Below are 9,649 nucleotides of genomic sequence, written 5' to 3'. Positions count from 1 at the left end.
TATGCGTTAGACTTTTGGATATAGCATGCTTTCTTCACGATAAGTTGTTATCGTGTCAAAAATAATATTTCCCCTCATGAAAGTTCGCTTTCAAAATTTCTCGGCCAAGGCAATGCAGCACGTTACAGATAAAAAGATAAAGACGCTTCAAAACTGCGAAGATGAAGCTATTCACCTAATCGAAAGTGTTCAAAGCTTTGGTTACGTTATAGCGGTAGACCCTGAAACTAAAAAAATTCAGGTGGTTAGTGAAAACATCAATGAGCTATTTAAAGTCAGTATCACTGCGGGTGAAACTCTTATTACTGAGCTCATCGATACGCCTTCCGAAGATGCACCAACCTTTCAAAGTATCTATCAAAGCGTTAAAGGCGGGAATACACGCCGAGCGTATCAATGGAAATTTGCCGAAAACGCACTTTGTTTAGACAATTGGGAAAAAGAGGGCAGTGGTGTCGCGTTCGATTCAAACGGCTTACTCGTTATTGAACTAGAGCCTACCCCTCAGCTTAGTTATGAAGCCGCCCAACAATGGGTACCGATGGACGTAAATATTCGCACATTGCTTCCCGATGTGGATGGGTGCGAGTCTATCAGTGATGTTGCAGACGCCATTGCGGGCGTATTTAAGCGCTACATAGGGTTTGATTCGGTGATGGTTTATCAGTTCGATAAAACCTATAGCGGAGAAGTAATTGGCGAAGCAAAATTCCCAGGGTCTCGCTCTTTCAAAGGTTTGAAATTTCCCGCATCTGATATTCCTAGCCAAGCCCGGGCGCTGTACTTAAAAAATCGCGTACGTTGTGTATTTGACGTAGAACAACCCCCTATTGCTTTAATACCAACTGTGCAAGAAGCAGAGCGACCGCCAATGGATTTATCCATGTCTATGGTTCGTTCAGTGTCGCCGGTTCATATCACTTATCTTAAAAATATGGGCATACGTTCATCGTTTTCCGTGTCCCTTGTGTTTGAAGGTAAACTTTGGGGGTTACTTGCTTGTCACAATAACGAGCCTAAATATATCGACCAAAAAAAGCGTTTGGTATGCGAATCCCTCGGTCATCTCTATGCGTGGCAGCTACACACTAAAGCCTTGCATGAAAAGAAAGAACAGTTTCAAATTCGCCAACGTAAGCTAAACACTATTATTCATCAGCTTACTGGCTTTGCTAACCCGCTTGAGGCGATAACCCAAAAAGAAAAAGGCCTTTTGGATGTAGCCAATGCATGTGGTATGGCCGTTATTACCCCTGTAGATAAATATTTAGTAGGTAAAACGCCCTCTGAACAAACATTAACTCGCCTTCTCGACAAATTCGTTATTCCAAACTCTGAAGAGTCAATTGCTATTAGCAAGCTGGCGGAAGAAGTGTCCGAACAATGTGACCTTAATGGCATTCGCGGCATGTATATTTCCTGTGTATCTGCCAAGCTTGGTTACTACACGGTTTGGTTTAGAGAGCAAAAAGACAAAACTATACGATGGGCGGGCCGCGAAGCCGCGAACAAAGATGTTGGTAAGGTACTAACACCTCGTAATTCCTTTGATATGTACTTACAAAGTGTTGCTGATGAGTCGGTAGAGTGGAGCGAGGATGATCAGCTTATTATAGAAGGTTTTGATCATCTATTTATACCTTACGCGCTAAGCCTGAAAGCGTCGCTCGACAAGCAAATTAGTAAATTAGAAGAGTTAGATAAAGCTAAAGATCAGTTTTTGGCGAGTATTTCCCATGAACTTCGTTCGCCCCTTAATTCTATTGTAGGTTGGACCGACTTAGCTCTGATGGATGTGACGAATGTCGATAGAATGTCTGACGCATTAGGCGTTATCAAACGCGCTGCGTCTACACAGGCTGCCTTAATAAATGACATTTTAGATTTGTCGCGCATTATCTCCGGCACTATGAAATTGAGTACGCATTCATTAAATATCGCTGGGTCTATATTTGAAGTCGCTAAATCATTCGAAGCGGGCTTTGCCAGTAAAAATATTCAACTTTCAATCAATTGCGAAGACGAACATACTCAAATTCTGGGTGATAATTTGCGTATTAAGCAGGTGATAAACAATCTGCTCAGTAACGCTCTTAAATTTACAGCAAAAGGCGGAACCGTACATGTGCGGGGGCGAAGAGAACATTCAAATTACTTGTTTCGTGTAAAAGACAACGGTAAAGGAATGACCCAAGATCAGATAGCACGGGTTTTTGAACGCTTTTACCAAGGTAAAGACTCTCATAACAAACTCGGCTTGGGGCTGGGTTTATCTATTGTAAAGAGCTTGGTTGAAATGCACGGCGGGGAAATTCGTGCCGAAAGTGATGGGCCAAATTCCGGGACTACGTTCTTTGTGTCTTTGCCTATTGCTCCTCTTAGTTTGCACGATGACATTATCGAAACCAAGAATAGTGAAATCAGTGATTTGACCGAGTCTTTGCGTCTAAGCGGTTTACGAATTTTGGTAGCAGAAGACGAGCAAGACGCCCGTGACTTTATAAAGCTGTTTTTAGAGTCTAACGGTGCCCGGGTCAACGTAGTTAAAAACGGGCTACTCGCATGGAAAGAGCTAAACGATATGCCCGAAGCTTTCGATCTATTACTGTCGGATATTGGCATGCCGGAAATGGACGGGTTAGGCCTAGTATTGAAAATGAGGGCAAGCGAAATCCCAGAGATTGCAAAGCTCAACGCTGTGGCGCTTACTGCTTATGCCTATACCTCTGATCGCGTTAAAGCTCTTAAAGCTGGCTTTAATAACTATGTGTCAAAACCGGTAGATGGCGAAGAATTGCTGACAATTTTGGAAATGTACTTGCCAGAAACGACACACTAACGCAGATGACTCCCAGTCTTTTTTGCAACCTTTGATCAGCAGTATTACGAGGATAGAGCGCGAAGATAGAGCGTTAACAAAGCTGACGCATATCTTTGAATAGGTCGTTTAGTTTAAGCAACGACAGGTATGCTTTGTAGTGTAGAAGTCGCGTAGTCGACTTCGTGCTTCTCTACCTAATTTAATGCCTTTCAACGCTCATTGCTTTCAAAGTTCACTGAAGTCAAAATTCATCTACCAGCGGCGAAGTAATAGCTGGTAGGTGGTTTTATCTAACAGCGACTCGCGAGGCGACGAACTTTCTTTATCAGGAAGGGCAGCACGCGCTTCCTCAAGCGATGCATATCTATCCCCGTCAATATAAAACGCGCTAGCTTCAGATGTAGGTTTACCGTCAAGGGAATAGGCGGTGTTTAACAAGTCTGACGTGGTAGTTATGTTGCTGTGCCCGATAAAGTCGGCAACGCCATCGCCATTCACATCTTTGGTGAGCCAAGCTAAATCAAGTGGCTGATTCAATTCCCCCGAATTCTGCATTGTCGACACAGCCTGGTTGAATTGCGCAATAATCCTTTCAGCGTTAGCAACATTTTTGCTGATAGCTATTTGAAATCCGGTTTTTGCTAATGGTTTTGCTGAAAAGTGCAGGGTTTCTTCATTATCGTTAGCCAGCAGTATGTTTAGCTCGCGCGCAAGCAGCTGGGTGGTAATTAAGTAAGGCGCTCTATCGTCGGCAAGTTGGCGAAATGCATCAAACGTAGTGGGGTTGCGTGACCACTTTATATCTTTCAGCAGTCTGAATGATGGCGTATTCGCAAAGCGATTTTCAATAGCGACCCGGTTGTCTTTTAAATGAGGAAAAAGCTTTATTGCCTCAACGTCCGCCTCTTTACTTACCGCGTAAAGGTAAATGGGTAAGTAGATATCGGATAGAACATAGTTGCTGCTGTCCTCGCCCAAATTAACGTAGGCAAATTCACCGTCTAGCTTACCTGTCAGTACAGAACTGCCCAAAAAAGCTTGTCGCATAACCTGAAGTTGGATATCCAGCTCCGCCTTCTGAAACACCTTTTCGAGCAGTGTATTAACTCGAGCAGGCTCCCCATCGTCGCTTATGTAGGTCTCGAAGGAAGCTGCACCTAATTTGGTAGGGGCGGCATGTAATTGCGAAACATTAAAACAACAAAGGACTAGGCTTATGCCTAATAAAGAAAGACGTTGAGTGAAAATAGAGAGCGAGAACGCGCTGAATCTTACCAAAGGTGAACTCCGAACTGCCGTCATACATTTACTACACTGTAATGCAGTTAGTCGCTTAATTCCAATAAACACGTACTGGCTTAAATTAACAAAATGTAAGCGACATCAATATATTGAGTGTAGTGTCCACGTTTATACTAGCTTTTATTGAGTAAAGTCATTCGTGACGATAAGCCGGTTTCATTACCAGCTTAACGTCACGAACTTGATTGCATGCATATACGCACGCTTAACATAGGCGCTCAATAAAAACGTTTATTCTCCAAAGCTTCCCGCAGGACCTGGATAAACCACTACGCTTTCAACACCGTCCTTGTTAACGCTGGCTACGCCAAAGAAGTAGTTGTCGATAACAACGTTCTCAAGCATGGCCTCGGTGACGTTACCCACATATTTACTGTATTCCCATTGCGGAGCATCAGTATGACGCCAGTATACTTTGTACCCTTTAAGTTGAGGGTTCTCTTCAGCGTCTAGTGCATCCCACTTTAAAAATGTTGAAGGTTGAACTGCACCGGCAATTTCTACATTTGCAGGTGGATTCGGTGCCCACGCCATTGCAGCAAGTGAAACAGCATTAAGGCCAGTAAGTTTGGCAGCGTAATCAAAGTCGACGCCATCCAAGGTGTCACCATAGGCAATACCGTCTTCTACGCGAAGATCTTGATGCTGGCGGGTGTAGTTTTCGTTAGTTTCCATAATACGAATACCCGGATAGCCCAAGTCGTTGAACGGGCGGTGATGGCCGCCACGACCAAAACGGTCCAAACGATAAATCACCATCGTGTCTAAGTTCTCAATATACTGATCGGCAATTTTATCGATGTAACGGGCAAGGTTACGGCTTGGTGAGTCAACTTCACCCCCGGTGAAACGTCGCATGCGCGCTTCCTTATCCGTTTCGGTTACGCGTGTACCTTCAGCAAACAAGCGAGCGGTGGTGTTGTTAATCACACCGTTAACCCCTTCGATATTGCCTATCATGTCATTATTGAGCACGGCTTTAATTCGCCAGCCGTCTTCCTTGGCTTGGTTTGCCATAATACGCCCGCCGAAAAGCCCTTGCTCTTCACCAGATAAAGCAGCATACACGATACTGCCGTTAAACTTGTATTTGGATAGTACTCGCGCAGCTTCAAGGGTACCGGCAACACCAGAGGCGTTGTCGTTTGCCCCTGGTGAGTCAGAGGTGAAGTCCATTACATCAGACACCCGTGAATCGATGTCGCCTGACATGATGACGTAACGGTCTGGATCGGTGGTACCGCGTTGTATCGCGATAACGCTAACCACTTCTACTGGGTCGGGAATACGTTTTTCTCCGCTGATGACTTCCGACTGGTAGTACACTTCTAAGCAGCCACCACACTCGGCGGAAATTTTATCAAATTCAGATTTAATCCAACGTCGCGCAGCACCAATACCACGAGTATCGGACTCGGTTTCAGAAAGGGTATGGCGTGTACCAAAGTTCACCAGCGTAGTAATGTCTTTTTCAATGTTTTCAGCAGAGACATTTTTGGCAATATCGTAAAGTGCTTGCTGCTGCTCGCTTTGTGCGTGAGTAGAGAATGACGCTGTGCTACTTACCAATACAGCTGATGCCAGTACTTTCGTTAATTCAGTTCTTATTTTTGCACTTATACTGGCTAGTGCGGGTCGGTTTTTTATCATTGTTATCTCCTGTTTTTATTTTTTCACCATAACGAATACGTGGCAAAGCTACAATTAGAGTAAACGTGTTTAATGGTTGGTCATCGCAAGGCATCGCGATTGAAAAACGGAGTAAGACGCTGGGAATGAAAAATGACTTTAAAAAAACAAAAAAGCCGGCATTCGCCGGCTTTCAGAATATGGGTTTACGCTAGCGCTTAAATAAACGCAAACGCGTCGCCAAACAGGTTCTCAACTTTTAAGCCGCGTTGTGTAAAATCATCGCGTACAACTTTGGCCATTTCAAAACGACCTGCAACGTAAACCTGAATATTGGCAAAGTCAGCGTGGTCTGCCATTACCGCATGGTGTACCCAGCCCGTTCTGCCTTTCCATTCGTCGCATGCAAACTCTACAACCGGCACAAAAGTGAAGTGATCGTTAGTTTCAGCGAGCTCAGTTAGCTTGTCAGCTAAGTACAAATCAGCCGCGTGTTTTCCACCCCAATAAAGGGTAAGTGGTGTCTTATCACCGCTGTTAAGATGCTCTTGCAGAATAGAGTAGGTATATGAGAAGCCAGTACCACCAGCAATAAGCACCATAGGCAGGCCATTACTTTGCAAAAAGGCATTGCCATTACCTACGTTTACGGTAATTTCGCCATCCGCACGCATGCGCTCTAGCACTTCACCAGCGTAGCTGTTGCCAGGCTCTGCGCCAATGTGTAATTCAATGCGGCTATTATCAAATGCGGCATTGGCAATAGAAAATGGACGCATATCTTTTTCGCCCATTACCACCATGGCGTACTGACCCGCTTTAAACTCAACAGGGCTTTCTGGCGTTAATTCGACTTTTTGAACCACTTCGGTTAAAGGCGTGATGCTTGCAACCTTACACTTAATTTCTGACATGTATTCTCTTCTAACCTTCTTGCTTAGCGTGTCGCCTTTTCATGCGCTTAAGAAAAGCGCTTGCTTCTATACAAAATAAATAGCGCTAAAAATAGTCGCTACATAATACCAAGACTGTCCCAAATATCATCAACGCGTTTTTTAACGTCTTCGTCCATCACAATAGGTACGCCCCATTCTCGGTCGGTTTCGCCCGGCATCTTGTTTGTTGCATCCATGCCCATTTTAGAGCCTAGCCCTGAAACCGGTGATGCAAAATCCAAGTAGTCGATAGGCGTATTTTCTATCATTACCGTGTCGCGGGCTGGGTCCATACGGGTAGTGATGGCCCAAATAACATCGTTCCAGTCACGCGCGTTGACGTCGTCATCGCACACTATCACAAATTTGGTGTACATGAACTGGCGCAAGAACGACCACACACCCATCATCACCCGTTTCGCATGCCCAGGGTATTGTTTCTTCATCGTCACTACTGCCATACGATAAGAGCATCCTTCAGGCGGTAAGTAGAAGTCGACAATTTCAGGGAACTGCTTTTGCAAAATAGGCACAAACACTTCGTTTAGCGCAACACCTAAAATAGCTGGCTCATCTGGTGGACGGCCTGTATAGGTTGAATGATAGATAGGATCTTTACGATGGGTAATATGCGTTACCGTAAACACAGGGAAGTCATCGACTTCATTGTAATACCCGGTGTGATCGCCGTATGGACCTTCAGGCGCTGTTTCATCTTGTGCAATATAACCTTCAAGCACAATCTCGGCACTGGCAGGTACTTGTAAGTCGTTACTAATAGACTTAACTACTTCGGTTTTATCACCACGTAGTAAACCTGCAAAAGCATACTCGGAAAGGGTGTCTGGTACAGGGGTAACCGCACCTAGAATAGTAGCGGGGTCTGCGCCAAGTGCCACAGATACCGGGTAGGGTTCGCCCGGGTGTGTTTGACACCACTCTCGAAAATCAAGGGCGCCCCCACGGTGTGACAACCAGCGCATAATAAGTTTGTTTTTGCCGATAACCTGCTGACGGTAAATGCCCAGATTCTGACGCTTCTTATGCGGCCCTTTAGTAACACTCAAACCCCATGTTACCAAAGGCGCAGCGTCACCGGGCCAGCAGCGCTGTACCGGAATTTTTGATAAGTCTACGTCGTCACCGGTAAGCACCACTTCCTGACAAGGGGCTTTTTTAAGGACTTTGGCTGGCATATTAAGCACCTGCTTAAATACTGGCAGCTTCTCCCAAAGATCTTTCAGCCCTTTAGGCGGCTCAGGCTCTTTCAAATAAGCCAGTAGCTTGCCTACTTCACGCAGTGCTTCAACAGACTCTTGACCCATGCCCATAGCTACGCGCTCTGGTGTACCAAATAAATTTGCCAATACGGGCATGTCGTGATTTTTAGGGTTTTCAAATAACAGTGCAGGGCCGCCGGCACGCAACGTCCTGTCGGCAATTTCTGTCATTTCAAGGTCGGTATCAATGGGCTGGGTAATGCGTACCAATTCACCTTTAGCTTCTAGCTGGCGAATAAAGTCGCGTAAATCTTTGTACTTCATCAGTGCAGGTGCATCCACAAACTCAATTTAAGGCAAGAATATACTATTTAGCGCCAAAGTCCGATCAGTAAGCGCTGTGTTTACACGATTAAACGTTTTACAGATAAATTACGCTTTACAGAGGTGCCATTTGGGTGTGATATAAGAAAGCGTTAAAAATATTAACAAATCTAGGGCTAATAGTGCTTTGGTGTGTGCGCTTCGGTATAGGTTGTTAACATAGTGCTTTGCTGAGGTGTTTTACAGTGGCCAGCGTGCTAAATCCCTACTAACCCTTTTGCCTAAGGTGGTTACATGAGTTCATTCGATCAGGACATGTTAGACGAATTAAATTTGTTACTGAAGTTTCCAACAGACAGCCTACTTCAAGGTTTAAAAATTCATCACGATGCCAGCCAAAGCATGGTGAACGCAGCATCTAGGCTATACTCCAAAGGCCTAATTACCCAGCCAGACGGTGGTTACCTAACTGATTTAGGTATTGACCTAGCCGATCACGCCCGCCATATCCAATCGGCCATGTGCCCACGAAAAAGTAGCCACTAAAAGCAAGATGCTGGCGTACGGTTAAATGCATGTGGTCAGCATAAAGTTGAAAGCAGATATTAGCTGGCCGCAAACGCTCATGTGTCCATTCGTAAAGAAAAGCATGTCTTGGTTAAGATAATCTATAATTAGTCGATACCTTAACTAAGACATTGTAATCAACACATACTCTTTTGCTATGAAACGTATTCTACACACAGCCTTATTTATCTGCGCGACTGTCACGGGTTTTTGCGCTCATGCTCTTGAAGGGGAAACGATTGAAGAGCTTCGCGCAGTTCAGCTTTACAGCCAAGATGCCTTAATCGATATGATTAATGCCAATACGCATTTAGACAAAGTCGTGGCTGATCGATGCCAATTAGTGCAAGACATTGAAGCGCGTGCAAACGTGTTGAAAGTACCGGCCTACCAGTTTTTATGGGGAGATATGCTGGCATGGGGCGTGTGCGTAGACGCTGAACCTGCCCGTGGTATTGGCTACATGGAAGATGCCGCGAATCAAGGTTTGCCAGCAGCACTAGAGCAACTTGGGCGTTACTATGCCAAAGGCACACTCGTACAGCAGGATAAATCTCGCGCCGTGGTGTATTTACGAGAAGCCGCTGCGCTTAAAAACCTAAAAGCGCAAATTCACTTGGTTGAGTTGTTTTTGGACGGTTATGGCAGTCCTTACGATTATGAAGACGCATACCACTGGCTTTATAACTCGGTGACCAACGATAAAAAGCAGCATCAGCAAATTGCGTCTTACCTCGCTCGCTTAGAAAAATTAATGCACCCGAAAGCCGTGCGAGAGGCAAAGCGGCCTTTGGATAGTTAAAAGCCACAAGTGGCGAGGTGATAACGAACACCTGCAGGCAACTAAAATC

At 45.0% G+C, this 9,649-nt stretch carries 7 protein-coding genes; 3 read left to right on the top strand and 4 right to left on the bottom strand.

What is annotated here, in order from left to right; genetic code table 11:
* The first annotated feature begins 112 nt into the window (after positions 1-112).
* Positions 113-2,839, top strand: a complete 2,727-nt coding sequence (locus tag NO989_RS07075) for an ATP-binding protein (protein WP_171337404.1) — start codon at positions 113-115, stop codon at positions 2,837-2,839.
* Positions 2,840-3,073: 234 nt separating this feature from the next.
* Here the strand turns inward: NO989_RS07075 and NO989_RS07070 are convergent, their stop codons facing one another.
* From NO989_RS07070 to ubiD, 4 genes are all read right to left on the bottom strand, one after another.
* Positions 3,074-4,099: an ABC transporter substrate-binding protein gene (locus tag NO989_RS07070; protein WP_075177825.1), complete on the bottom strand. Its 1,026-nt coding sequence runs from the start codon at positions 4,097-4,099 to the stop codon at positions 3,074-3,076.
* A 255-nt stretch (positions 4,100-4,354) separates the two neighbouring features.
* Positions 4,355-5,773 (bottom strand): M28 family metallopeptidase, encoded by a 1,419-nt coding sequence (locus NO989_RS07065; protein WP_171337403.1) that lies wholly within the window; start codon positions 5,771-5,773, stop codon positions 4,355-4,357.
* A 197-nt stretch (positions 5,774-5,970) separates the two neighbouring features.
* Positions 5,971-6,666, bottom strand: a complete 696-nt coding sequence (gene fre / locus NO989_RS07060) for an NAD(P)H-flavin reductase (RefSeq protein WP_014977536.1) — start codon at positions 6,664-6,666, stop codon at positions 5,971-5,973.
* Between the two features lie 98 nt (positions 6,667-6,764).
* On the bottom strand, positions 6,765-8,231 hold the full coding sequence (gene ubiD / locus NO989_RS07055) for a 4-hydroxy-3-polyprenylbenzoate decarboxylase (RefSeq protein ID WP_014950926.1): 1,467 nt from the start codon (positions 8,229-8,231) through the stop codon (positions 6,765-6,767).
* Between the two features lie 294 nt (positions 8,232-8,525).
* Here ubiD and NO989_RS07050 point away from each other — a divergent pair, with 294 nt between their 5' ends.
* The gene (locus NO989_RS07050) at positions 8,526-8,777 is read left to right on the top strand and encodes a TIGR02647 family protein (RefSeq protein WP_014950925.1); all 252 of its coding nucleotides are present in this window, start codon (positions 8,526-8,528) and stop codon (positions 8,775-8,777) included.
* Between the two features lie 178 nt (positions 8,778-8,955).
* Positions 8,956-9,600: a tetratricopeptide repeat protein gene (locus NO989_RS07045; protein ID WP_014950924.1), complete on the top strand. Its 645-nt coding sequence runs from the start codon at positions 8,956-8,958 to the stop codon at positions 9,598-9,600.
* Positions 9,601-9,649 lie beyond the last annotated feature (49 nt).

This window comes from Alteromonas sp. DY56-G5, assembly GCF_041414725.1.
Taxonomy (GTDB): Bacteria; Pseudomonadota; Gammaproteobacteria; order Enterobacterales; family Alteromonadaceae; genus Alteromonas; species Alteromonas macleodii.
The sequence above is the reverse complement of the archived record's forward strand: the minus strand, read 5'-3'. Positions and strand labels throughout refer to the sequence as shown.

Excerpts from the sequence above, each read along its gene's own strand:
- NO989_RS07075 (WP_171337404.1), top strand. The coding sequence starts at position 113 with ATGCAGCACGTTACAGATAAAAAGATAAAGACGCTTCAAAACTGCGAA.
- NO989_RS07065 (WP_171337403.1), bottom strand. The coding sequence starts at position 5,773 with ATGATAAAAAACCGACCCGCACTAGCCAGTATAAGTGCAAAAATAAGA.
- fre (WP_014977536.1), bottom strand. The coding sequence starts at position 6,666 with ATGTCAGAAATTAAGTGTAAGGTTGCAAGCATCACGCCTTTAACCGAA.
- NO989_RS07050 (WP_014950925.1), top strand. The coding sequence starts at position 8,526 with ATGAGTTCATTCGATCAGGACATGTTAGACGAATTAAATTTGTTACTG.
- ubiD (WP_014950926.1), bottom strand. The coding sequence starts at position 8,231 with ATGAAGTACAAAGATTTACGCGACTTTATTCGCCAGCTAGAAGCTAAA.
- NO989_RS07045 (WP_014950924.1), top strand. The coding sequence starts at position 8,956 with ATGAAACGTATTCTACACACAGCCTTATTTATCTGCGCGACTGTCACG.